A 24,045-nucleotide genomic window follows, 5' to 3' on the forward strand; every position below is an offset into this window, starting at 1 on the left:
CTCGACAGATTGATCAATCTTGATTATATAAATCAATATGAAAAAATCTCCGGAGCTCTACCTGTCCGCCCGTGAGGCGGCCGCCGAGCTCGCGATCTCGCCGGCCACCCTCTACGCCTATGTCAGCCGCGGCCTGATCCGCTCCGAGCCGACGCCGGATTCGCGCAAGAACCGCTACCGCGCCGAGGACGTCCGTGGCCTGAAGGAGCGCCGCGTGCCCGCGCCCGAGCCGCGGGGTTTCCGCAGCTTCGATGCCGATCTGCCGGTGCTGGACACCACGATCTCGACCATCACCGAGGACGGCCCGATCTATCGCGGCGTGAACTGCGTCGACCTCGCCGAGAACGACACGCTGGAACACACCGCAACGCTGCTTTGGGACGTCAGCGGTGTCGATCCCTTCGCAGCCGACAACTGCCCGCATGTGTCGGACGAGATGCGCGCGATCGCGGACGCCGCGCGCCGCGCCACGCCGATCGACCGCGCCATCGCCGTGCTCGCGCTGGCCTCCAGCGCCGACCCGCGCGCCTTCACCCGCGCCTCCGACGGGCGCGCGATGGTCGGAGGACGCATCGTCCGGCTGCTGGTCGCGACCATGCTCAATGCCGCGCCGTCGGCCGGGCCTCTGCATCAGCAGATCGCGAAGGCCTGGGCCCCCGACAACAGGCACGCGCCGGATCTCATCCGCCGCGCGCTGGTGCTGCTCGCCGACCACGAGCTCAACGCCTCGACCTTCACCGCGCGCTGCGCCGCCTCGACCGGCCTCAATCTCTACGACGCCGTGATTGCCGGGCTCGTCGCGCTGAAAGGGCCCAAGCATGGCGGCGCCGGCGTGCTCGCTTCCCAACTCGTCAGGACGCTGGTCGACCGCGACGTCGAGCCGCTGGTACGCGAGCGCGTGGCGCTCGGCGAACGCTTTGCCGGCTTCGGCCACGGCGTCTACAAGCACGGCGATCCCCGTGCGCAATCGTTATTGAATGCGCTGGCGCGCGCCGGCGCCCCGCGCAAATTCACCCGGGAAGTGCCGGAGCGGATTGCGGAGGCGACCGGCGAGCTCGTCAACATCGACTATGCGCTCGCGGTGCTCGTGCACGCACTGCGCTTTCCCGCCGGCAGCGAGCTCGCGCTGTTCGCGATGGCGCGCAGCGTCGGCTGGATCGCGCATTCAATCGAGCAATTGCAGCACGGCAAGCTGATCCGCCCCCGCGCGCGCTATGTCGGCCCGGCGCCGGGGCGCAGAGCGGCTATCGCGGAGAAGAGTTAGCCGCGCGATCTTACCGCTGCGATCCCGCTGCCGTGACGGCGGCGGATGGTCCAGATCACGAGGCCCAGGATGATCGCGCCGCCCGTGACCGTGAATATCCAGAGGTGCTTGCCGACATGCTCGTGGTGCGGCAGCCCGGCATAGGTGTGCAGCGCCGACACCGCGATGACGCCCGGCAGCACATGTGCCGGCGCCCAGACCAGGATCGCGGGGATGTTGATCGCGTAGAACCGTGCGGGCTGCATGTCGAGCGCACCGGCGGTGACGGGCACGAAGGCGCGGATCGGCGGCACGAAGCGGGCGAAGAACACCGCCCAGGTGCCGAACCGGCGGAAGAAGGTTTCGCTTTCCTCGACGACGCGCGGATAGCTCGTCAGGGGCCAGGTGCTGAGGATTTCCTTCTGCCTCACATGGCCGGCCCAATAGGCCGAGCCGTCGCCGAGCATTGCGCCGGCGATCGCGGCCAGCAGCACCCATTGCAGGCTGAGCTCGCCGCCCGGGATGAGGGCGCTCAGCGCCAAAATGATGGTCGAGCCGGGGACGACCGAGCCGACCACCGGAACGGCCTCGAGCAGCGCGGCCAGGAACAGCGTCAGATAGGCCAGCCAGGCATTGGCCGAGACGAAGGCGATCAGGGGATTGAGAAAGGACGTCACGTCGTCTCTGTGCTGGAGTTGGGCCTCTGGGTTCAGACCCCTACATAAGTAAGGAGGGCCGGGAAAGGTGCCACCGGGGCGGCCGGGCGGGGCGTTCCGCACAAAATTTCGGCGCGATTCGCAGGGCAGCCTTCCAAAAATCGCGCTCCTTACCTATCTCAATGAAAAGACGACGGAACTTTGATTGGCACGCGGGCTTCTGCCGGCCGGTCGTCTCTGGTAGGTTCGTTCCAGCACCCAGCCGCAGCCAATGTGCAAATAACTGGTTTCGGGACCGCCCGGAGCCTCGGAGGATGAATGTCGACCGCCGCTCTGTCCAAAGTTGAGGAAGTCAAAGGCCTGCCCGACATGAAGGTGTCGGTGCGCCAGGTGTTCGGGATCGACAGCGATCTCGAAGTGCCGGCCTATTCCGAAGTCGATCCGCACGTGCCCGAGGTCGACGCCGACTACCGCTTCGACCGCGCCACCACGCTCGCCATCCTCGCCGGCTTCGCCAAGAACCGCCGCGTCATGGTCACCGGCTATCACGGCACCGGCAAGTCGACCCATATCGAGCAGGTCGCGGCAAGGCTGAACTGGCCCTGCGTGCGCGTCAATCTCGACAGCCACATCAGCCGTATCGACCTGGTCGGCAAGGATTCGATCGTGGTCAAGGACGGCAAGCAGGTCACCGAATTCCGCGACGGCATCCTGCCCTGGGCGCTGCAGCACAACGTCGCCCTGGTGTTCGACGAATACGACGCCGGCCGCCCGGACGTGATGTTCGTGATCCAGCGCGTGCTGGAGGTCTCCGGCCGGCTGACGCTGCTCGACCAGAACAAGGTGATCAAGCCACATCCGGCGTTCCGCCTGTTTGCGACCGCCAACACCGTCGGCCTCGGCGACACCTCCGGCCTCTATCACGGCACCCAGCAGATCAACCAGGGCCAGATGGATCGCTGGTCGATCGTCACCACGCTCAACTATCTCGGCCACGACGAGGAGGTGGAGATCGTGCTGGCGAAGGCCAAGCACTACCGCACCCAGGAAGGCCGCGACATCGTCAACAAGATGGTCCGGCTCGCCGATCTCACCCGCAACGCGTTCGCCAACGGCGACCTGTCGACCGTGATGAGCCCGCGCACGGTGATCACCTGGGCGGAGAACGCCGACATCTTCGGCGACATCGGCTTCGCCTTCCGCGTCACCTTCCTCAACAAGTGCGACGAGCTCGAGCGGCCGCTGGTCGCCGAGTTCTACCAGCGCTGCTTCAACGCGGAGCTGCCGGAATCGGCGGTGAACGTGGCGCTTTCGTAAGATGTCGTCCCGGGCAAGCGAAGCGCGACCCGGGACCCATAACCACAGGACGTGGTTGTTGCGAAGATCGGGGCCGTCAGGACGCTCAATAACGGCTCGCTGTGGTTATGGGTCCCCGCCTTCGCGGGGACGACGGTGAGATCGAGATGACCACCTCCAACACGAAATTCCGCATCGGCACCAAGGAAGCGCCGACCGAGCCGTTCAAGCGGGCGGTCTCCGCCTGCATGAAGGCGATCGCGAGGACGCCCGAGCTCGACATCAGCTTTGCCGCGGAGCGCCCGGGTCTTGCACCCGGCAAGGCGCGGCTGCCGGAGCCCGCGCGCAAGTTGACCAGGCGCGATGCCGCGATCGTGCGCGGACACGCCGATTCCATGGCGCTGAAACTCGCCTGTCACGATCCGAAACTGCATCGCAAGCTGATGCCCGGCAACCCGCAGGCACGCGGCGTGTTCGAGGCGGTCGAGCAGGCCCGCGTCGAGGCGATCGGCGCGCGCCGCATGTCGGGCGTTGCCAAGAACCTCACCGCGATGCTCGACGACCATTTTCACCGCGGCAAGTTCGACGAGATCACCGATCGCGCCGACGCACCCCTTGCCGACGCGCTCGCCATGCTGGTGCGCGAGCGGCTGACCGGCATGGCGCCGCCGGCGGCGGCGAAGAAGATGGTCGACCTCTGGCGTCCCATCCTCGAGAACAAGATCGGTTCGCGGCTCGACCGGCTCGACCGCCTGCTCGAGGACCAGACCCGGTTCGGCGACGCCGTGCATGACCTGCTGTCCGCGCTCGAGCTCGGCGACGAGCGCAGCGCGGACGCCGACGACGACGAGAACCAGGACGACAACCGCGACGGCGACAACGACCAGTCCGGCGCCGAAGGCTCGCCCGATTCCGACGCCGCCCAGGAGATGAGCGCCGACCAGGCGCAGGCGACGACGGAGGAGATGAGCGAGAGCGCGATGGAAAGCGCGCAGGCCTCGACCTCCGACACCTTCGACGACGGCGAGCTCGGCGACGACGAGACGCCGGGCGAGGCGACGCGGCCGAATGCGCACGGCAAGAACGAGCCGCGCGGGCCGGAATATCACGCCTTCGCGCCGAAATTCGACGAGGTGATCGCGGCCGAAGATCTCTGCGATCATGACGAGCTGGAGCGGCTGCGCTCCTATCTCGACAAGCAGCTCGCGCATCTGCAGGGCATCGTGGCGCGGCTCGCCAACCGCCTGCAGCGCCGCCTGATGGCGCAGCAGAACCGCGCCTGGGAGTTCGACCTCGAGGAGGGTATCCTGGACCCGGCGCGGCTGTCGCGCGTGGTCACCGATCCCTATCACCCGCTGTCCTTCATGCACGAGAAGGAGGCGACCTTCCGCGACACCGTGGTGACGCTGCTGCTCGACAATTCCGGCTCGATGCGCGGACGCCCGATCACGGTGGCGGCGACCTGCGCCGACATCCTCGCCCGCACGCTGGAGCGTTGCGGCGTCAAGGTCGAGATTCTGGGCTTCACCACCCGCGCCTGGAAGGGCGGCCAGTCGCGCGAGGCCTGGCTTGCCGCCGGCAAGCCGGCCAATCCCGGCCGGCTCAACGACCTCCGCCACATCATCTACAAGTCCGCCGACGCCCCCTGGCGCCGCGCGCGGAAGAATCTCGGCCTGATGATGCGCGAGGGGCTGCTGAAGGAGAACATCGACGGCGAGGCGCTGGACTGGGCGCACAAGCGCCTCTTGGCCCGCTCCGAGCAGCGCAAGATCCTGATGATGATCTCCGACGGCGCGCCGGTCGACGATTCCACGCTGTCGGTCAACGCCGGCAATTATCTCGAGCGGCATCTGCGCCACATCATCGAGGAGATCGAGCTGCGCTCGCCGGTTGAACTGATCGCGATCGGCATCGGCCACGACGTCACCCGCTACTATCGCCGCGCGGTGACGATCGTCGACGCCGAGGAGCTCGGCGGCGCCATCACCGAAAAGCTCGCCGAGCTCTTCAGCGAGACGCACACCGCGCCCGTCCAGCCTGCGAGCCGTCCGCGCCGCAAGCTGCATTCGTGACGACGACACCCGCACGCCGCCGGCTCCTCAAGTTCGCGGCGGCGGGCGTCGCGCTCGCCGCACTCGCATTTTCCGCACATGCCCAGCTCGCGACCCAGCCGCCGCCAAAGGCCGCGGGGCAGGCCGAGCACGCCGTTCCCGAGCCGGTCGCGATCGAGGTCAATGCGCGGCCGATCCCCGCCTTCGATCCGCGCGACCGCGCGCATCAACGCTTCGGCCGCCTGCAATATCGCAGCGGCCTGGTACTGACCTCGCCCTATCGCGGTTTCGGCGGCCTCTCCGGCATCCGCCTCGACGCCAGGGGCGAGCGCTTCATCGCGATCTCCGACCAGGGCGCCTGGTTTACCGGCGCGATTCGTTACCGGGGGCGGGAAATGGTCGGGCTCGCCGACGTCGAGGCGGCGCCGATGCTGAACGCCGAAGGGCGGCCGATCACCGAAAGACGCCACTGGTACGATTCCGAATCCATCGCGCTCGACGGCTCCTTCGTCTATGTCGGGCTGGAGCGCGTCAACCAGCTCCTGCGCTTCGATTTCTCCAAGGGGTTTACCCGCAGCCGCGGCGAGGCGATGCCGCTGCCGCCGGCGGCGCGAAGGCTGCCGAACAACAAGGGGCTCGAGGGCCTCGTCGTGGTGCCGCAAGGACAGCCGCTCGCGGGCACGCTGATCGCGCTGTCGGAGCGCGGGCTCGACCACGATGGCAATCTGCTCGCCTTCCTGATCGGCGGTCCCTCGCCCGGCCAGTTCAGCATCCGCCGCACCGAGAATTTCGACATCAGCGACGCGGTGCTGCTGCCCTCCGGCGAACTCCTCATCCTCGAGCGCAAGTTCTCCTGGTTCACCGGCGTCAACATCCGCATCCGCGCCATAGCCCTGAAATCCATCGCGCCGAACGCGCTGGTCGACGGCGAGGCGATCTTTTCCGCCGATCTCGGCCACGAGATCGACAACATGGAAGGCATCGACGCCCACGTCACGTCCGAAGGCGAGACCGTGCTGACGCTCGTCTCCGACGACAATTTTTCGCTGCTCCAGCGCACGCTGCTGCTGCAGTTCACGCTGGTGGAGTAGTTGCTGTCGTCCCGGACACCAATGACTCCGTCGTCCCGGACAAGCGTAGCGAAGCGGAGCGCAGATCCGGGACCCATAATCCCAGGGAGAAGTTGACGCGAAGACTGGTAACCCCGAGTCTTCGCCAAACCACTCCCTGGGGTTCTGGGTCCCCGCGTGCGCGGGGACGACGGCGGAGTTTGTGGCGAGCGCGTTCGCGGGGACGACGGCGGAGTGCATGGCTGCGGCGAAGCCCATTCCCACAGGCCCGCTGGTCATCCCGCCTCCCTCCGCTACACTCCTCCGCCGTCGCCCGTTCAACTTCCCGAAAGCCCCCCATGAGCGCCCTGTTTTCCCCGATCAAGCTGCGCGGTCTCGCCCTGAAGAACCGCATCATGGTGTCGCCGATGTGCCAGTATTCGGCCGAGGACGGCGTCGCCAATGACTGGCATTTCACCCACATCAACTCGCTCGCGCTGTCGGGGGCGGCGATGTTCTGCATCGAGGCCACCCATGTCGAGGCGATCGGGCGCATCACGCCGGGCTGCCTCGGCCTCTACAGCGACGCCTGCGAGGCGGCCTTGCGGCGCATCCTCGATGCCGTGCGCAGATATTCCACCGCCGCGGTCGCGATGCAGCTCGCGCATGCCGGCCGAAAGGCCTCCTCGGCGCGGCCGTGGGACGGCGGGCAGCTCATCGCCTGCGAGCACGGCGGCTGGCGCCCGGTCGGGCCAAGCGCGCTGCCACACAAGGACGACGAGGCGGCGCCGGTCGCGCTCGACGCTGGCGGCCTGAAGCGCATCCGCGATGCCTTCGTGGATTCGGCGAAGCGCGCCGCCCGGCTCGGCATCGACGCCATCGAGGTGCACGGCGCGCACGGCTATCTGCTGCACCAGTTCCTCTCGCCGATCGCCAACCAGCGCACCGACGCCTATGGCGGCTCGCTCGAAAACCGCATGCGCTTTCCGCTCGAGGTGTTCGACGCGGTGCGCGCCGCCTTCCCGCACGACAAGCCGGTCGGCCTCCGGGTGTCCTCGACCGACTGGGTCGAGGGCGGCTGGGATCTGGCGCAGACGATCGAATTCGCCAGGGCCCTGAAAGCGCGCGGCGTCGACTGGATCGATGCCTCCTCCGGCGGCGTCTCGCCGAAGCAGAAGATCGCGCTCGGCCCCGGCTACCAGGTGCCGTTCGCGGAGGCCATCAAGCGCGAGGCCGGCGTCGCCACCATGGCGGTCGGCCTCATCACCGAGCCGAAGCAGGCCGAGGAGATCGTGGCATCGGGGAAGGCCGACATGGTCGCGCTCGCCCGCGGCATGCTCTACGACCCGCGCTGGGGCTGGCACGCCGCGGCCGAACTCGGCGGCACCGTCGACGCCCCGCCGCAATACTGGCGTAGCCAGCCCGCGACGCAGAAGGCGCTGTTCGGCAAGACCACGTTCGGGGCAAGGTAGAGGGGGTGGCGCTGGTCGTGGAGCGCGATAGCGCCGCCGCATCCTCCCATGTCGTCCCCGCGAAAGCGGGGATCCATACCGCGGAATCCATCGGTGGCGGGCGGTGCCAGTACCGAACGGACGATAACTCCGAGTCTTCAACTGCAAGTCTTCGCCAAACTTCTCCCTGGGATTATGGTCCCCGCGTTCGCGGGGACGACGGCGGAGTATGCCGCGCCCTTGCCCCGCCGCACCGCACACACGCTCCGTTAACCTACTGAGCTTTCGTCCCTCACCGATTTGGCCTAACCTTATCTCTCGTCCAACGGGTTGGGGATCGCCATGCGTATTCGTGTTCGGAAGGCCGCCCATGTGCTCGAGCGCTCCGGACTGGCGCTGGCGGGCGCGGCCTGCGGGCTGTTCGTCGGCGCCTATGTGGGATCGGCGATCTCGGCGCTGACCACGCAGGGCTTTCTGCTGGCGATGATGATCGCGGGCGCAGTCGGCTACTATCTCGGCATCGACACGCCGCAGCTGCCCTTCCATGACGAGAACGACACCAGGATCGACGCCGCGGAATTCTTGAGCGCGGTCGGCACCTTCTGCGCCACGCTCACCGCCTTCGTCTCGGTCGGCGTCATCGTGCTGCGCGAGAACCCGCACATGACCTGGACCTGGCTCGTGCTGCTCGGCTGGATCGCCGGCGTCGCCATGCAGATCATCGCCGGCGCCAAGGCGCGGATGCGGTAGGCCCCCGGTGTCGTCCCCGCGAACGCGGGGACCCATACCGCGGAATCCATCAAGCGCGCGCGGTGCCAGTACCGGTCGAAGGATAACTGCGAGTCTTCGCCAAACCGCTCCCTGGGATTATGGATCCCCGCGTTCGCGGGGACGACAGCGGAGAACGTGGCCCCGCGCGCCCCTAAAACACCACGCCGATCCGCGACCCGCGCTTCCAGGCGATGCGGCAGCGCTTCTTGGTGTTGACGTGCAGCAGCTCGAAGCGTTCGGGCAGGCCGATCTGGCCGCCGAGATCGACGCAGGCGCCGCCCGGCGAATAGTCGATCAGCGTGCAGTCGATCACCGGCAGCTTGCCGCCCAGGATGATCTTGGCCTGCCGCGATACCAACCCCGCCGGCTTGACGCGGGCAAATCTGCGGGCGTGTTGCATTGTCTCCTCCGGAGCCCCAAGAGCGTTTCACGCATGATGACGCGGAGGTCATTCCATGTCGCTAATCCGGGCTCGCGAATTTTAACGAACTCTGCGATCGCGTTCAGGGATTGTTAACCCTGCGGGCTGCGGTAGCCGCCACATACTCAGTGTCGTCCCCGCGAACGCGGGGACCCATACCGCGGAATCCATCGATGGTGGGAGGTTGTCAGTACCGGACGACAAGTCTTCGCCAAACGCCTCCCTGGGGTGATGGGTCCCCGCGTTCGCGGGGACGACACCTGAGGGTACCCCCCCCCTCAATCCGCCGCCAGCCCGTCCGCCGTGCCCGCATCCTCTGCCGGCCCCGCATGCGGCGGCGGTGGCATCGGCACCACCTCGTAGCGCGCCGGCAGGTTGACCGGCTTGTAGCCGAGCCAGGCCGCGTTCATCCGCGCCACCACCGATTCATGCAGGAACGCCCCTTCCGGAATCGGCCGCGGCTCGCAATCGGGGATGTAGAACAGGCCGAGATGGATCGTGCGCTCCTTCCATTCGCGGTACTTCGCCGCCTTCGGCAAATATTCCAGCAGCCGCCAGGCCCAGGTCATGGAGTCATGCATCTTCGCCGTCGGGTTCGGCTTCACATAGTCGAACGGTGAGTTCCTGCGCTTCTCGCCCCAGGCGAGCTGGTTCACCGTGCGCGGGTTGAAATTGAGCCCGCACTTGATCGCCTCGTCGATCATCCAGATCAGCGGGAACTTCGACAGCCCGGAGTCGATCTCCGCATAGCCGCCGCCGATGTCGGCGTGCACGCCCGCAAACCACACTTGCCAGATGTCCTGCGCCTCCTTCTTCTCCTCGGGCACGTAGCGGTTGCTCCAGTAGTCCTGCGGCTCGTCCCATTTCTTCAGGCGGAACATGCAGCGCCGCTCGTCGATCGAGATCGCCTGCCGGAACGTCTGCACGCTCGGATTTTGCAGCGTGAACGCCAGCTCCTCCAGGCTCGGCCAGTACAGCCGGTCCGGCCGCGGCACGATCACGCTCGCGACCGTGTCCCACACGCCGACGAAGCGGATCGTCGGCCAGCGCGACGAGGTGATGCGGGCAAATTGCGCGGCGAGATCGAAGCGGCTGGCCGGCAGCGGCCCCTCGTCGTCGAACAGCGGCCGCTGATCGGTGCCGTCGGTGGCGCCGTCGACCAGCACCTTGGTGTCGTTGCGCTCGCCCGTGCCGGAATATTGCTTGTAGGCGATCAGGCCGCTTCCGGCGAGGTTCACCTGCTCCGGCGCGATCAGACCGATCTTGTGGATCAGCCCCGCCAGCACGCGCACGGTGTAGGCGCCGCGCGAAAAACCGAACAGGTAGATCCGGTCGCCCGGCTCAAAGTGCTCGACCAGGAAGGCGTAGGCCGCGAGCACGTTGTCGTCGAGCCCGTAGCCGGTGGCGAGCCCCAGCACCAGGTTGATGTTGGCCTTGATGCGGTGCCAGGTGTCCGGCTGGGCCAGCGTGCCGACGCCGGGATCGTAGAACACGAGCTGCCGCGGCGAGGTCTTGTCGGTCTTGCGCAGGCAGCGATAGAGCTTCAGGACGTTGGAGATGTTCTCGCTGATCTCGTTCCCGGTCCCGTCACAACAGATGACGATGTTTCGCGATGTCCGCTCCATGGGCGCGATCCTCCGGCGGGGCTACCGGGGCGAGTATAACGGAAAATGGGGGAGGTGGCTCATGCCGATTGATCCAAGCGGTCGGTGTAAGTGCTGTCTCACTGCGCTAGAAGGAATCCGCCTGCGGGCCGGTTAGCCGGTAATCGCAATCGGCTGCAAGAAGGCGATCGATCTTCGTATTACAACTTCCGTGTGATAATCGAAATGAGAGGCTGGGTGGTTCAAGGCGAACTACGATGCCTCGTAGGTGGGCAGTGCGCGTGCCTCTGCCTTGCTTTTTCCTATCAAATCGAATGATCGAAAATAAGACGGCCGGGTCTCTTCGACCCGGCCGCCACACAAACTCAACTCTCTCAAGCTTACGCGACGAGACGCTTACGCGTGCCCCTAGCCCAACTCGGTATTTCTCAGCTCGCCTTCTTCGCCGGCTCGCCGCCGACCTTCTTCTCGATCTGGCGCTTCAGCTCCAGCGCGCGGGGCGAGAGATCGCCGGCGCGGGCCTTGAGCAGGTAGGCGTCCAGGCCGCCATTGTGGTCGACGCTCTTGAGCGCATTGGTGGAGACGCGCAGGCGCACGTTGCGGCCGAGTGCATCCGAGATGAAGGTCACGTTGCACAGGTTCGGCAGGAAGCGGCGCTTGGTCTTGATGTTGGAGTGGCTGACCTTGTGGCCGACCAGCGGGCCCTTGGCCGTCAGTTCGCAGCGGCGAGACATCGTAAAATCCTTTCCATCCCCGGTACTCGTACGGCGGCCATGCGGGGCGCCTCGGGGGGCTCAATCTCTGTCCTTGTGGGAGCGGGCGGACGTATAGGGGGGAAGGGGCGTTCCGTCAAGGTTTTGGCCGGTTGCCCTTACCTCGCCCCGCGTGCGGGGAGAGGTCGAAATCCGCGCCTCGGCGCGGATTTCGGGTGAGGGGGAGTTTCCGCGAACTCCGCTGTCACCGTCCCCGGGGAGAGTCCCCCTCACCCCGACCCTCTCCCCGCAAGCGGGGCGAGGGGGAAGTGACCAAAATCAGCAAGCTTTTTAGCATCTTACCATCACATAAAGGGCGTATTCGGAGGCGAAGACAGCCGCCGTTTTCGGCCTGTCGGCCGCTCCCGTTGCGCCCGGATAGATTGCTTGCCGCGACATTTGCCTTAAGTAACAGTCGTCATCGTCATTGGATCGCCTCGTGCCCATCACATCCCTCCGTCCCGACCGGCCGCCTCGCGTGGGCCGGGTGGCTGCGGCCCTGATCGGGCTCGCGCTGGCTTGGGCGGCTCAGCCGGCGGCGGCGCAGGGCCGGCTGGAGGCGCAGTATGAGGCGACGCTGTCGGGCATCCCGGTCGGCCGAGGCGCCTGGAACATCGACATCCAGGACGACGTGTTTTCGGCTGCGGCCTCTGGCGGCACCATCGGGCTGCTAAAATCCTTCACCGGCGGGTCCGGCACCGGCGCGTCGCAGGGCCGGGTGGTGAACGGCGCGCTGGTTGCGACCAACTACCAGGCCTCCACCAGCACGGGGAAGAAGACCGAGGAGATCCGCATCACCCTCGACAAGGGCAACGTGAAGGAATCCGCGATCCTGCCCGAGCCGCCGGTCGATGCCGACCGCATCCCGGTGACGGAGGCGCATCGCAAGGGCGTCTACGATCCGATGACGGCTTCGCTCCTGCGCGTGCCCGGCACCGGCGAGGTGCTGTCGCCGGAGGCCTGCCACACCGGAGCCGCCGTGTTCGACGGCCGCATGCGCTACGACCTCAAGCTCGATTTCAAGCGCATGGAGACGGTGAAGGCAGAGAAGGGCTATCACGGCCCGGTCGTGGTCTGCGCCGTCTACTTCGCTCCCGTCGCGGGCTACATCCCGGATCGCCCGGTGATTAAATACCTCTCCGCGCAGCGCAACATCGAGATCGCGTTTGCCCCGGTCGCCGGCACCCGCATCCTGGTGCCGTTCTGGATGAAGGTGCCGACCCCGATCGGTCCCGCGCTGCTCGAAGCCACCAGCTTCATCACCACCCCCCAGCCCCCCCGGGTCGCCAAGACGCAGTAGAGATTCGTAGCCGGATGAAGCGAAGCGAAATCCGGGGCCGCTCCCCGTATTCCGCTGCGCTCCCTGCGGGCTACGATTTCCGGCTTGACACCACTGTGCATGGGGTTGTTCCGCGAATTTGCATTCCCTGCGAATCCCGTTGACTCCATCTCGATTCTGATTCGACTCCGCGTACGCTCCGACTTTAAGGAAATGGCCGCGAAAACAGCGCTTGCGGCCGGATGCAAAACTCCATCTAGTGCGCAACTCATACGAGTCCCGCGACATCTTGCGTGAACGTAACGGGAAGCGGAGAGGAGTCAGCGATTCGGCCGCGATTCGTTCCGGACTCGTTCCGAAGCTTAAGATGGAGCCGAAAAAGCGTCGCATTGTGAGACAGTTGCGGCGGGGTTGGCTCTATCGGCATCTGCAGCACGCATGTCCCGGACGTGGCGCAGCATGTAACGCTGCTCCGCAGAGCCGGGACCCATCGCCTCCCGTCGCTCTAGCATGGGCCCCGGATCAGCGGCGCACCGCTATCGCGCTGCGCCGCGTCCGGGGCACGGCGGCGGCGTGTGGGGATGACAGTCCCGCGCATCGCACCTGCAAATCAGCACTGACATTCGCCCCAATCACCACTACCTAATCGGATAATGGCCTTCCCTCCTTTTCCCTTCGCTTCCGAGCGCGCGCCCGGCGCGGGCGTCACTGCGGTGCTCGGGCCGACCAACACCGGCAAGACGCATCTCGCCATCGAGCGCATGCTGGCGCATTCCTCCGGGATGATCGGGCTGCCGCTGCGGCTCCTGGCGCGCGAGGTCTACAACAAGATCGCCGACCGCGTCGGAAGCGAGGCCGTCGCGCTGATCACCGGCGAAGAGAAGATCAAGCCGAAAAGGCCGCGCTTCTGGGTCTCCACCGTGGAGGCTATGCCCAGGGATCTCGACGTGTCCTTCCTGGCCGTCGACGAGGTGCAGATCGCCGCCGATCTCGAGCGCGGGCACGTCTTCACCGATCGCATCCTCAACCGCCGCGGCCGCGACGAGACGCTGCTCTTGGGTGCGGCCACCATGCGGCCGATCATCGAGCGGCTCTTGCCCGGCGCCTCCATCATTACACGGCCGCGCCTGTCGCAGCTCGAATTCGCCGGCGACCGCAAGATCACGCGCCAGCCGCGGCGCACCGCGATCGTCGCGTTCTCGGCGGATGAAGTCTACGCCATCGCCGAATTGATCCGCCGCCAGCATGGCGGCGCGGCCGTGGTGCTCGGCTCGCTCAGCCCACGCACGCGCAACGCGCAGGTCGCGATGTTCCAGAACGGCGACCTCGACTACCTCGTCGCCACCGACGCCGTCGGCATGGGCCTCAATCTCGACGTCGATCACGTCGCCTTTGCCTCCGACCGCAAGTTCGACGGCTACCAGTTCCGCCGCCTGACCCCGGCCGAGTTCGCGCAGATCGCGGGTCGCGCCGGCCGCGCCACGCGCAACGGCACCTTCGGCACCACCGGCCGCTGCGCGCCGTTCGAGCCCGAGCTCGTCAATGCGCTGCAGAACCATACCTTCGATCCGGTGAAAGTCTTGCAGTGGCGCAACTCGAAGCTGGATTTCTCCTCGCTCGGCTCCCTGCAGGTCTCGCTGGCGCTGCCGCCGGGACACGAGGCGCTGACGCGCGCCCCGGTCGCCGAGGACATGCGCGTGCTCGATCACGCCGCCCGCGACGCCGACGTCCGCGACATGGCCCACGGCAAGGCCGCAGTGGAGCGGCTCTGGGAGGCCTGCCAGATCCCCGATTACCGCAAGCTGTCGCCGGCCGCCCATGCCGAACTCGTCACCACGCTCTACGGCTTCCTGATGCACAAGGGCCGCATTCCTGACGCATGGTTCTCGGCTCAGGTCGACCAGGCCGACAACGCCTCCGGCGACATCGATACGCTGTCGGGCCGGATCGCGCAGATCCGCACCTGGACCTTCGTCGCCAATCGTCCGGACTGGCTCGCCGACCCCGAACACTGGCAGGGGATCACGCGGGAGGTCGAAAATAAATTGTCGGACGCCCTGCATGAACGGTTGACAGAGCGTTTCGTTGATCGCCGGACCAGTGTATTGATGCGCCGCCTGCGGGAGAATACGAGCTTGAGTACTGAAATCGGCAAGACCGGCGAAGTCATCGTCGAAGGCCACGTCATCGGCCGCCTCGACGGCTTCACCTTTGCGCCCGACGCTGCGGAGGCAGGGTCGGATGCGAAAGCGTTGCAGGCCGCCGCAGCCCAGGTGCTGGCCGGCGAGATCGATGCGCGCGCCGAAAAGCTCTCCGCCGCCCCCGACGAGCAGTTCCTGCTCGTCTCCGACGGCACCATCCGCTGGACCGGCGACGCGGTGGCGCGACTGTCTGCCGCAGAGGAGGCGCTGCATCCGCGCATCCGCATCATCTCCGACGAGCGGCTGACCGGCAGCCCGCGCGATAAAGTGCAGACGCGGCTCGATCTCTGGCTCAAGACCCATATCGAGAAGCTGCTCGGGCCGATGTTCGAGCTGTCGAAGGCCGAGGACGTCACCGGCATTGCCCGCGGCATCGCCTATCAGCTCGTCGAGGCGCTTGGCGTGCTGGAACGGCAGAAGATTTCCGCCGAGCTGAAGGATCTCGACCAGCCCTCGCGCGCGACCTTGCGCAAATACGGCGTGCGCTTCGGCGCCTACCACATCTATTTCCCCGGCCTGTTGAAGCCCGCCGCGCGCTCGCTCGCCGCACTGCTCTGGGCCTTGAAGCAGGACAATGTCGATCTCTCGGCGCTCTCTGGCGCGCAGCATCTGGCGAGCTCGGGCCGCACCTCGTTCCCGGCCGACAAGCAGCTCGTCCGCGATGCCTATCGCGTGCTCGGCTACAAGCAGTGCGGCGAGCGCGCCGTGCGCGTCGACATTCTGGAGCGGCTTGCCGACCTGATCCGCCCGGCGCTGGCGTGGCGCGAGACCTCGCCCGGCGAAAAGCCGCTAGGCGCCTTCGACGGCCGCGGTTTCGTCGTCACGCAGGCGATGACCTCGCTCACGGGATCTGCCGGCGAGGACTTTGCCTCGGTGCTGCGCGCGCTCGGCTATCGCATGGAAAAGCGTCCGCCAATGCCGCCGAAGCCGGCGGCTCCGGAAACGCCTGCGGCTGAGGCGACCGCGGAAGCTGCGACCGCCGAACCGGCTGTCGCGACCGAGATGCCCGTCGCGGATGAGGCCGTTGCCGCGGAAGCCGCGATCGAGCAAGCTGCAGCGCCCGTGACGCCCGAAGACGCACCGGGCCTGGAGACACCAGCAGAGCCGGTTCACGAAGCCGAACCCGCCGCCGCAGCCGTGACCGAGGCTGAAGCGCCGGTGACGCCAGAGGATGCCCCCGGCATCGCTGCGCCCGCAGAAGAGGCCGAAGCCGCCCCCGTCGCGCCTGAGGCCGCGCCGGCCGAGCCACAGCTCGTCGAGGTCTGGCGTCCCGGCGGTCGCCATGAGGATCGCAAGCCGCGCCAGGACCGCCATCGCGAGCGCAATCGCCATCGTCATCATCAGCCGCGTCCGCAGGAGGGCGCCGCGCAGGCCGCTGCCGCGCCAGGCGAGGCCGCAGCGACCGAAGGCGAGAAGCGCGAGGAGCAGCGCCATCGTCATGGCGGCCACCATCGCAAGGACTTCCGCAAGGGACGCGAGGAGGGCGCGGCAGGCGAGGGCGGCCGCGACCAGCGCGAGGACAAGGGCCGCCGCTTCGAGGGCAAGGAGCGGGACAAGGACCGCAAGGGCAAGTTCGGCGATCGCGAGGGCGGCCGCGAGCATCGTGGCCGCGACCGCGACAAGGGCCGCGATCGCCGCGATCGCGAGAGCGGTCCCTCGCTCCGTCCCTACGCCTCCAGCGCCTCCCCGCGCGACCGCGACCGGCCGGTCGATCCCAACTCCCCGTTCGCAAAGCTCGCCGCGCTGAAGGAACAGCTCGCGGGGCGCAAGGAGTAGCAAAGCGTTTTCGAGCGAAGTGCGGAGCGGTTCGCGTGAAGAAAGCGCGTCAAAGGGAATAGCGTCACGACCGAGCGCCAGCGCCTCGACAAATGGCTGTGGCATGCGCGGGTGGTGAAGGCGCGCGCATCCGCCGCCGCGCTGGTCGAATCCGGCCACGTCCGCGTCAACGGCGCGCGCGAGAGATCGCCGGGACACGCCATCAAGATCAACGACGTCGTCACCATTGCGCTCGACCGCGCGGTACGTGTTCTCAAGATCACAGCCTTTGCCGAGCGGCGCGGCGACGCCGCCGCAGCGCGCGTTCTCTATGAGGAACTGAGCGCACGCGGGGCCGGTCGAGACGCAGAGTCGGAATGAAAGTGCAACTAACTGCACTAAGGTTCACTTCTTGGCCTCATCGCAGCGAAAACCAGCCATGACCGTGCGATGCCGATCTTGCGGCGCTGATGTTTACGCGCTAGGCAAGCCGCAAAATTCGCTAGAGCTTTTCGGAGCGTTGGATGACTTACGTCGTCACTGAAGCCTGCATCAAGTGCAAGTACACCGACTGCGTCGAGGTCTGCCCGGTCGACTGCTTCTACGAGGGCGAGAACATGCTCGTCATCCATCCCGACGAATGCATCGACTGCGGCGTGTGCGAACCGGAATGCCCGGCCGACGCCATCAAGCCGGACACCGAGCCCGGGCTCGAAAAATGGCTCGAGGTCAACGCCGAATATGCCAAGAGCTGGCCGAACATCACCCAGAAGAAAGAATCGCCGGCGGACGCCAAGGAGTTCGACGGCATGGAAGGCAAGTTCGAGAAATATTTTTCTCCGAGCCCCGGCTCCGGCGACTAAACGGGCCCAAACTTAACCCTAATACCGCCGGTCGCGCCGAAAACCAGCTCCAGGACCCCTAAATCATTGATTTTTGCGGGAAATGTGCTATATAAAGCACATTCGAGCCGAACCCCGTCAGCCCCCTTGGCCCTTCTGGGTTCCCGTGAAATCCTTTGTACAACAGGGGCGTGGCAGTTTCCGCGCGCAGGCTGTGTCACAGAAAACGCGTAAAAAGAGTACTTCAGCTAAGGATACCAAGAAAGCCGCCGCGGCCAGCCGTAGCGCATCCAAAGGCCGTGCCGCGACCAGGGCGTCGGCTGCAAAGTCCTCGAAGAACAAAAGAAGCGCAATGCCGAACAAGACTGCCAAAACTGCCGCGAAAGCGACCGTTTCGAAGCCTGCTGCTTCGAAGGCCGCCGCCAAGCCTGCCGCCAAAGCCCATGCTGCTGCCGCCAAGGCCCCGGTTGGCAAGACCGCGGTTGCCAAGGCGCCCGCCGCCAAGGCTGCCGTTGCCAAGGCCCCTGTAAAGGCTCCCGTTGCCGCCAAGCCCGCCGTGAAGCCGGCCGCCGCCCCCAAGGTGGAGGAGAAGAAGGTCGTCACCCAGCGCCAGGGCTTCAAGGCCACCGAATTCGTGGTCTATCCCGCTCATGGCGTCGGCCAGATCCTGGCCATCGAGGAGCAGGAGATCGCCGGTGCGAAGCTCGAGCTGTTCGTCATCAACTTCATCAAGGACAAGATGACGCTGCGCGTGCCGACCGCCAAGGTCGCCAATGTCGGCATGCGCAAGCTGTCGGAGCCCGCGCTGGTGAAGCGGGCGCTGGAGACGCTCAAGGGCCGCGCCCGCGTCAAGCGCACCATGTGGTCGCGACGCGCCCAGGAATACGAAGCAAAAATCAATTCGGGCGATATCGTCGCGATTGCGGAGGTCGTGCGCGATCTCTATCGCTCGGAATCGCAGCCCGAGCAGTCCTACTCGGAACGCCAGCTCTATGAAGCGGCGCTCGACCGGCTGTCCCGCGAGATCGCGGTGGTACAGCACTCGACCGAGACCGAGGCGATCAAGGAGATCGAGGCCCAACTCGCCAAGAGCCCGCGTCGCACCGCCGCCAAGACGGAGGCTGAAGGAGAAGGCGAGGCCGAGGTCGATGATACCGATGGCGACGACACCGCGGTCGCCGACGAGGCCGCGTAAGCGGCCCGCATCGCGCCAACGATCAAGAGCCCGGCCGATCGGCCGGGCTTTTCGTTTGAAGGAAACAGTCAGCGCACAGCGCTCTCGCCGCGCGTCAGTCCACGACGATCTTGACGCGGTCGCGCACCCTCACCTGACCCTTGGCGTCGAGGCCGTTGAGCACGCGGAAGCGTTCGGCGGGATGATCGATGCCGGCCATGCGGTGCGCGAGCGATTCCACGGTGTCGCCGGGCTGCACGGTGATCACCTTGATGCGCAGCGGGCGCGCGGCCTGGATTTCCTCCAGCGTCAGCCGGCGGAACGAGTTCACGGTTTCGCGCACGTTGCGCTCGCTCTCGGTGTTCTTCTGACGGCTGGCGAAGATGAAGCGGTAGACGTCGCTGCCGAAGCGCAGGGCATAGACCTTGAACTGCCACTGATCGCCCTTGGCGACGACGGAGGCGGCCGGAAAGCCGTTGATGGTGATGTCCTCGGTCGAGGATTTGTCGACGCCTTCCATCCAGCCGGAGTTGAGGTAGTCGCCGAGCGATTGCTCGGCCGGCACCCGCACGACGTCGAAGCGCATCGCCTGCGAGCCGCCCTCGCGCACGCCGATCACCGCCTGCGCGGTGTTGTCGAGCGTGAAATTGTCGGGCGCGGCGAAGGTGAAGCCGAGTTTCGGATGCAGGAAGCGCCGGCCGCGGACGAAGCCTTCGCTGGGGTCCTCGCCGTAGACGATGTTGTCGATCGCGCCGAGATAGGTCTCGCGGTCGCGCTCGGCATCTGCCGGCGTGCCGTACTGCCGCGCGATCGATTGCGCGTTCTGCACGCGCTCGGGCGTTGCCGGATGCGAGGAGGTGAAGTCCTGCGCGCGCGGATCGAGCGGGGTCTTGCCGGCCTTCAGCGCCGCGTTGCGCTCCATCGCCGCGAGGAAGCGCGAGGCGCCGAACGGGTCGAAATGCGCGCGGGCGGAGAGACCGACGCCGATGCCGTCGGCCTCGAACTCCTGCTTGCGCGAGAAACTCGCCATGGTGAGCTTGGTCTTGGCGAGCGCGAGTGCCGTGAGTTCGGGATCGTTGCTCATGTCGGTGACGACGCGGGTCACGATTGCGGCCTTGCGCGCCTCGTCCTCGCGTATCGCGGCGTGCTTGGACAGTACATGCGCCATCTCGTGGCTGAGCACGGAGGACAGTTCCGAGGTGTCGTTGGCGAGCGCGAGCAGGCCGCGCGTCACGTAGAGCTGACCGTTCGGCAGCGCGAAGGCGTTCACGGCGCCGGAATTGAGGATGGTGACCTTGTAGCCCTGATCCGGGCGATCGGAAGCCGCGACGAGCCGTTCGACCGTCCTGGTGACCAGCGCTTCCAGTCGCGGATCGTCGTAGGTGCCGCCATAGGTCGCGAGAATGCGCTCATGCTCGCGCTCGGTCGCGGGCGTTTGCGCGACCGCCGGCTTCGGCTTGGGCATCGCCACGCTCGGTACGGCGGCCTGGAACTGGAAGCGGCCGATGTCGCCGCAGCCGGCGAGGCCGGCGACGAGGGCGAGACACAGCAGAGCCCGCGCAGCCCGAAGGCCGCAGCTCTGCTCAGTCTCGCGCCGTCTCAAATCCCCAATCACGTCGCCTGCTCGTGCCTAGTTCCGGCTGGCCCCGGTCGGCTATTTCGCGCCCAGCAATTCGATCTGTCCCACCCGGAGCACCTCGATCCGCGGCCCGGTATTCCCCTCGATCCAGCCCCGCACCCGAATCCGCCTGTTCTCCAGTGACTTAAGGGCAATACCGGCGGCGTCGAACGCCGGCAGCATGCGCCTTGAAATAGTCACAGCGAAGCCCCATGTCCAGTTTCGTCCGAAGTTGAGATAAGTCGTTGCCCCGGCTTGCCGGACCGATAGAACCCTGCCTTCGACCACCATAAAGCGCCCGATCCCGGCCAAAATATCGTCCGGACTTTCCGCGTTTTTTATGGCGGCGGCATCGGCCCAGGTGCCTTTCCGCGCCCGCCGCGCCCCGGCCTCCGCCTCGAGCAGCGCCGCCGCACAGTCCTTGTCCCCGATCTCGGCGGAGACCAGCGCCTCGCCCTGCGCGAGCAGCATCGCCTGCACCGGCGTCTCGCTGTCCGCGAGAAAGACGAGTGCCGGCTGCCGTCCATAGCGGTCGGGCGTGTCGTCGGTGCCGCGCAGGCTTACCGCGCGGCCGTTCAGCAGTCCGGCCAGCGCCCGCGTTGCAGTCGCAGCCGGCTCGATCCCGGCGAGGCGCACCTCGCGGCCGTCGTCGAGACGGATGGTGCGGGCATCGACGATGCCTGCGACGCGGCCTTCGCCCTGCGGCTCGAACCGGCAGGCGCCCGCGGCGGCGGCCGCCGGCATGGCCGCGAGCAAGGCGACGAGGAGGGTAATCGGTTGCTTCACGTTGCCCGGAGCAATTGCGCTATGCTGAACTCCTAGCTGAAACCGGGACGAGAACGAAGGGGCCAAGGGGGAGATTCAGGGATGGAGATCAACGGCATTGCGCATGTTTTCCTGACCGCATCGAATTTCGAGCGCTCGCGCGCGTTCTATCGCAAGCTGCTGCCGTTTCTCGGGCTGACGCCGGTCATCGACACCGAGACGACGTTCTATTGCGTCGGCGGCCGCACCGCGGTCGGAATCGCGGCGCCGGCGCCGGAACATGCCGGCGCCGCGTTCGAGCAGCAGCGCGTCGGGCTGCATCACCTCTGCTTCCGCGCCCGCGAGCGCGCCGATGTCGACGAATTGCACCGCTTCGTGATGACACTGGGCGCAAAGGTGGTCCGCGCGCCGCGCGAGGACGAATGGGCTCCCGGCTATTATTCGCTGCTGTTCGAGGATCCCGACGGCATCCGGCTCGAGCTCAATCACGTGCCGGGCAAAGGGCTGCTGGCGTAGCGTGCAGCTGTTGCCCCGACCTCGTCATTGCAATGACGGAGTAGGAGGCAGTTCCGCCCTTTCGCATCATTCCGCTTTGCGGAAAGAACGCGCGTTTGCGAAACGCTTGCGCGGATGCCGCCCGCTTTGCCGCGACTTGCTGCCCTCTCGCGCATGCGGCATGATCGCGCCAACACCAACAACCAAGCCGCCATCAGAGTACGGCACGACAAGGGAGATCTTTCCATGAAGCGAATCTTGTCCGGCATTTTCGCCGCAGCGCTGGTGGCGGGCGCGAGCGCTGCTTATGCGCAGGACAAGCCGCCCCTGAAACTCGGCGGCATTCTCGACATGTCGAGCCTCTACGCCGACATTACCGGTGCCGGCAGCGAGACCGCGGCCAAGATGGCGGCGGAGGACTTTGGCGGCGAGGTGCTCGGCCGCAAGATCGAGATCATCGCGGCCGACCATCTCAACAAGGCGGACCTCGCCGCCAACATCGCCCGCGACATGATCGACAACCAGGGCGTCGAGATGATCTGGGACGTCGCGGCCTCCGCGACCGCGCTTGCGGCCGGCGAGATCGCAAAGGCCCGCAACAAGATCATCATGTTCAACGGCCCGGGCTCGATCCGGCTCTCCAACGAGGCCTGCGGCCCCTACACCGTGCACTACGTGTTCGACACCTTTGGACAGGCCAACGTGACCGGGCTTGCCGCCGTCAAATCCGGCCTCGATACCTGGTTCTTCCTGACCGCCGATTACGCCTTCGGCCAGGACCTCGAGAAGGACACCAGCAACGTCGTGGTCAAGACCGGCGGCAAGGTGCTGGGCAGCGTCCGCCACCCCCTCAACACCTCGGACTTCTCCTCCTTCCTGCTGCAGGCGCAGGCCTCCAAGGCCAAGGTGATCGGGCTCGCCAACGCCGGCGGCGACACCGTGAACGCGATCAAGCAGTCGGCCGAGTTCGGCATCATGAAGGGCGGCCAGAAGCTCTCGCCGTTGCTCGCCTTCGTCACCGACATCGACTCGATCGGCCTCGAGACCGCGCAGGGCCTGCTGCTCGCCGAAGCCTTCTACTGGGACCTCAACGACGACACGCGGGCGTTCTCCAAGCGCTTCGAGGCGAAGATGAAGCGGCCGCCGACCTCGGCGCAGGCCGGCGTCTACTCTTCCGTGACGCATTACCTGAAGGCGGTGAAGGCCGCCGGCACGACCGATGCCGCCGCGGTGATGAAAGTGATGAAGGAGACGCCGATCAACGACTTCTTCGCCAAGGGCGGCAAGATCCGCGAGGACGGACGCATGGTGCACGACATGTACCTGTTCGAAGTCAAGAAGCCGTCGGAATCCAAGGGCCGCTGGGACGACTACAAGCTGCTCGCCACCGTGTCCGGCAACGAGGCGTTCCAGCCCATCGAGCAGTCGCGCTGCCCGCTGGTGAAGAAATGACGCGAAGCGTCATCCCGGAGTTCGCGTAAGCGCGAACCCAATGCGCAATTGCGCATCGTGGGATTTCGATCCACGATCTCCGTCATTGCGGGGAGCGAAGCGACGAAGCAATCCAGGTCGCCTTCGCGGATACATCTCTGGATTGCTTCGCTTCGCTCGCAATGACGGTGTGGAAACGCTCGATATAACAAGGAGACCTCCCATGAGCGACGACATGGTCCTGCAGAAGCTCGAAGGCGGGCTGCTCACCATCACCATGAACCGGCCTGAGCGGAAGAATGCGCTGGCGCCCGAGATGGTGCGCGGGCTCGTCGAGGCGGCGCGGCGCGCGGCCGACGATACGGACGTGCGCGCGGTTCTGCTCAAGGGCGCCGGCGGAACCTTCTGCGTCGGCGGCGACGTCAAGTCGATGGCGGAAGGGCGTGCCCCGCTGCCGTTCGAGGCGAAGCTCGCGAACCTGCGCCGCGGCATGGAGGTCTCGCGCATCCTGCACCAGATGCCGAAGCCGGTGGTGGCCCAACTCGACGGCGCCGCGGCCGGCGCGGGCCTGTCGATGGCGCTGTCCTGCGATCTCCGCATCGCTTCCGAATCCTGCAAGATCACCACCGCCTTCGCCAAGGTCGGCTTCTCCGGCGATTACGGCGGCACCTATTTCCTGACCCAGCTGCTCGGCAGCGCCAAGGCGCGCGAGCTCTATCTGCTGTCGCCGGTGCTGACCGCGCAGGAGGCGTTCAATCTCGGCATGGTCACCAAGGTGGTGCCGGACGCGGAAGTCGAGGAGGCTTCGCGCGAGCTGGCGATGTCGCTGGCGCAGGGGCCGTCGATCGCGCTCGGTTTCATCAAGCGCAACATCAACAATGCCGAGACCATGTCTCTGGAAGCCTGCTTCGATGGCGAGGCGTTCCATCACACGCGCGCTGGCGAGACCACCGATCACAAGGAAGCGGCAAAGGCCTTTGTCGAGAAGCGCAAGCCGGCATTCCAGGGGGCCTGACAATGGCGGAGTACATGCGCCTGCGGCAGATCTGCCTGGTCGCGCCGCACCTGGAGCCGGTGATTTCTGATATCGCCGCGATCATGGGCCTCTCCATCTGCTATCGCGACGGCAACGTTGCAAAGTACGGGCTGGAGAACGCACTCTTGCCGGTGGATACGATCCTGCTGGAAGTC

19 protein-coding genes and 1 pseudogene are annotated in these 24,045 nt (G+C 66.4%); 14 read left to right on the forward strand and 6 right to left on the reverse strand.

The annotated features are described in order from the left end of the window. Nucleotides 1-37 precede the first annotated feature (37 nt). Nucleotides 38-1,264, forward strand: coding sequence for a citrate synthase family protein (locus tag KGM94_RS02045; protein WP_300254377.1), 1,227 nt, complete (start codon nt 38-40; stop codon nt 1,262-1,264). Here KGM94_RS02045 and KGM94_RS02050 read toward each other — a convergent pair. Beyond that, nucleotides 1,261-1,920: a DedA family protein gene (locus KGM94_RS02050; RefSeq protein WP_300254380.1), complete on the reverse strand. Its 660-nt coding sequence runs from the start codon at nt 1,918-1,920 to the stop codon at nt 1,261-1,263. The genes KGM94_RS02045 and KGM94_RS02050 overlap by 4 nt on opposite strands. A 297-nt stretch (nt 1,921-2,217) precedes the next feature. Between KGM94_RS02050 and cobS the strand changes: the two genes are divergently transcribed. The 5 genes from cobS to KGM94_RS02075 all read left to right on the forward strand — a co-directional run bounded on the left by cobS (nt 2,218) and on the right by KGM94_RS02075 (nt 8,496). Then, nucleotides 2,218-3,216: a cobaltochelatase subunit CobS gene (gene cobS, locus KGM94_RS02055; RefSeq protein WP_300254383.1), complete on the forward strand. Its 999-nt coding sequence runs from the start codon at nt 2,218-2,220 to the stop codon at nt 3,214-3,216. A 146-nt stretch (nt 3,217-3,362) separates the two neighbouring features. Further along, nucleotides 3,363-5,267: a cobaltochelatase subunit CobT gene (gene cobT, locus KGM94_RS02060; RefSeq protein WP_300254386.1), complete on the forward strand. Its 1,905-nt coding sequence runs from the start codon at nt 3,363-3,365 to the stop codon at nt 5,265-5,267. Next, nucleotides 5,264-6,337 carry an esterase-like activity of phytase family protein gene (locus KGM94_RS02065; protein ID WP_300254389.1) on the forward strand — a complete coding sequence of 358 codons (1,074 nt, stop codon included), beginning with the start codon at nt 5,264-5,266 and terminating at the stop codon, nt 6,335-6,337. Before cobT ends, KGM94_RS02065 begins: the two co-directional genes overlap by 4 nt. A gap of 317 nt (nt 6,338-6,654) precedes the next feature. Beyond that, nucleotides 6,655-7,767: an NADH:flavin oxidoreductase/NADH oxidase gene (locus tag KGM94_RS02070; RefSeq protein WP_300254391.1), complete on the forward strand. Its 1,113-nt coding sequence runs from the start codon at nt 6,655-6,657 to the stop codon at nt 7,765-7,767. A gap of 321 nt (nt 7,768-8,088) precedes the next feature. Further along, nucleotides 8,089-8,496, forward strand: coding sequence for a hypothetical protein (locus tag KGM94_RS02075; RefSeq protein WP_300254394.1), 408 nt, complete (start codon nt 8,089-8,091; stop codon nt 8,494-8,496). A gap of 172 nt (nt 8,497-8,668) precedes the next feature. Here KGM94_RS02075 and KGM94_RS02080 read toward each other — a convergent pair whose 3' ends face one another. From KGM94_RS02080 to rpmB, 3 genes are all read right to left on the reverse strand, one after another. After that, complete coding sequence (locus KGM94_RS02080) at nt 8,669-8,917, reverse strand: PilZ domain-containing protein (protein ID WP_300254396.1); 249 nt, start codon at nt 8,915-8,917, stop codon at nt 8,669-8,671. Between the two features lie 299 nt (nt 8,918-9,216). Beyond that, a complete protein-coding gene (locus tag KGM94_RS02085; RefSeq protein WP_300254399.1) occupies nt 9,217-10,563 on the reverse strand; it encodes a DUF2235 domain-containing protein in 1,347 nt (448 codons plus the stop codon). 407 nt (nt 10,564-10,970) lie between these two features. After that, nucleotides 10,971-11,276 carry a 50S ribosomal protein L28 gene (gene rpmB / locus KGM94_RS02090; RefSeq protein ID WP_300254402.1) on the reverse strand — a complete coding sequence of 102 codons (306 nt, stop codon included), beginning with the start codon at nt 11,274-11,276 and terminating at the stop codon, nt 10,971-10,973. 496 nt (nt 11,277-11,772) lie between these two features. Between rpmB and KGM94_RS02095 the strand changes: the two genes are divergently transcribed. The 5 genes and pseudogenes from KGM94_RS02095 to KGM94_RS02115 all read left to right on the forward strand — a co-directional run bounded on the left by KGM94_RS02095 (nt 11,773) and on the right by KGM94_RS02115 (nt 18,566). After that, entirely contained in the window at nt 11,773-12,594 is an 822-nt protein-coding gene (locus KGM94_RS02095) for a DUF3108 domain-containing protein (RefSeq protein ID WP_300254424.1), read from the forward strand. Nucleotides 12,595-13,226: 632 nt separating this feature from the next. Beyond that, nucleotides 13,227-16,550 (forward strand): helicase-related protein, encoded by a 3,324-nt coding sequence (locus tag KGM94_RS02100; RefSeq protein ID WP_300254405.1) that lies wholly within the window; start codon nt 13,227-13,229, stop codon nt 16,548-16,550. Nucleotides 16,551-16,622: 72 nt separating this feature from the next. Then, nucleotides 16,623-16,910: pseudogene (locus KGM94_RS02105) on the forward strand (S4 domain-containing protein); the annotation flags it as partial. A 143-nt stretch (nt 16,911-17,053) separates the two neighbouring features. Next, on the forward strand, nt 17,054-17,392 hold the full coding sequence (fdxA, locus tag KGM94_RS02110; protein WP_300254408.1) for a ferredoxin FdxA: 339 nt from the start codon (nt 17,054-17,056) through the stop codon (nt 17,390-17,392). A gap of 331 nt (nt 17,393-17,723) precedes the next feature. Next, a complete protein-coding gene (locus KGM94_RS02115; protein WP_300254411.1) occupies nt 17,724-18,566 on the forward strand; it encodes a CarD family transcriptional regulator in 843 nt (280 codons plus the stop codon). A gap of 94 nt (nt 18,567-18,660) precedes the next feature. Here the strand turns inward: KGM94_RS02115 and KGM94_RS02120 are convergent, their stop codons facing one another. After that, the gene (locus KGM94_RS02120; protein WP_300254426.1) at nt 18,661-20,010 is read right to left on the reverse strand and encodes a M48 family metalloprotease; all 1,350 of its coding nucleotides are present in this window, start codon (nt 20,008-20,010) and stop codon (nt 18,661-18,663) included. A gap of 189 nt (nt 20,011-20,199) precedes the next feature. Further along, the gene (locus KGM94_RS02125) at nt 20,200-20,907 is read right to left on the reverse strand and encodes a thermonuclease family protein (protein WP_300254428.1); all 708 of its coding nucleotides are present in this window, start codon (nt 20,905-20,907) and stop codon (nt 20,200-20,202) included. Nucleotides 20,908-21,030: 123 nt separating this feature from the next. Between KGM94_RS02125 and KGM94_RS02130 the strand changes: the two genes are divergently transcribed. The 3 genes from KGM94_RS02130 to KGM94_RS02140 all read left to right on the forward strand — a co-directional run bounded on the left by KGM94_RS02130 (nt 21,031) and on the right by KGM94_RS02140 (nt 23,869). Continuing rightward, nucleotides 21,031-21,444 (forward strand): VOC family protein, encoded by a 414-nt coding sequence (locus KGM94_RS02130; protein ID WP_300254414.1) that lies wholly within the window; start codon nt 21,031-21,033, stop codon nt 21,442-21,444. Between the two features lie 225 nt (nt 21,445-21,669). Further along, nucleotides 21,670-22,875: an ABC transporter substrate-binding protein gene (locus KGM94_RS02135; protein WP_300254417.1), complete on the forward strand. Its 1,206-nt coding sequence runs from the start codon at nt 21,670-21,672 to the stop codon at nt 22,873-22,875. Nucleotides 22,876-23,077: 202 nt separating this feature from the next. Then, complete coding sequence (locus KGM94_RS02140) at nt 23,078-23,869, forward strand: enoyl-CoA hydratase (protein WP_300254420.1); 792 nt, start codon at nt 23,078-23,080, stop codon at nt 23,867-23,869. Nucleotides 23,870-24,045 lie beyond the last annotated feature (176 nt).

The organism is Bradyrhizobium sp., assembly GCF_028868675.1.
Taxonomy (GTDB): domain Bacteria; phylum Pseudomonadota; class Alphaproteobacteria; order Rhizobiales; family Xanthobacteraceae; genus Bradyrhizobium.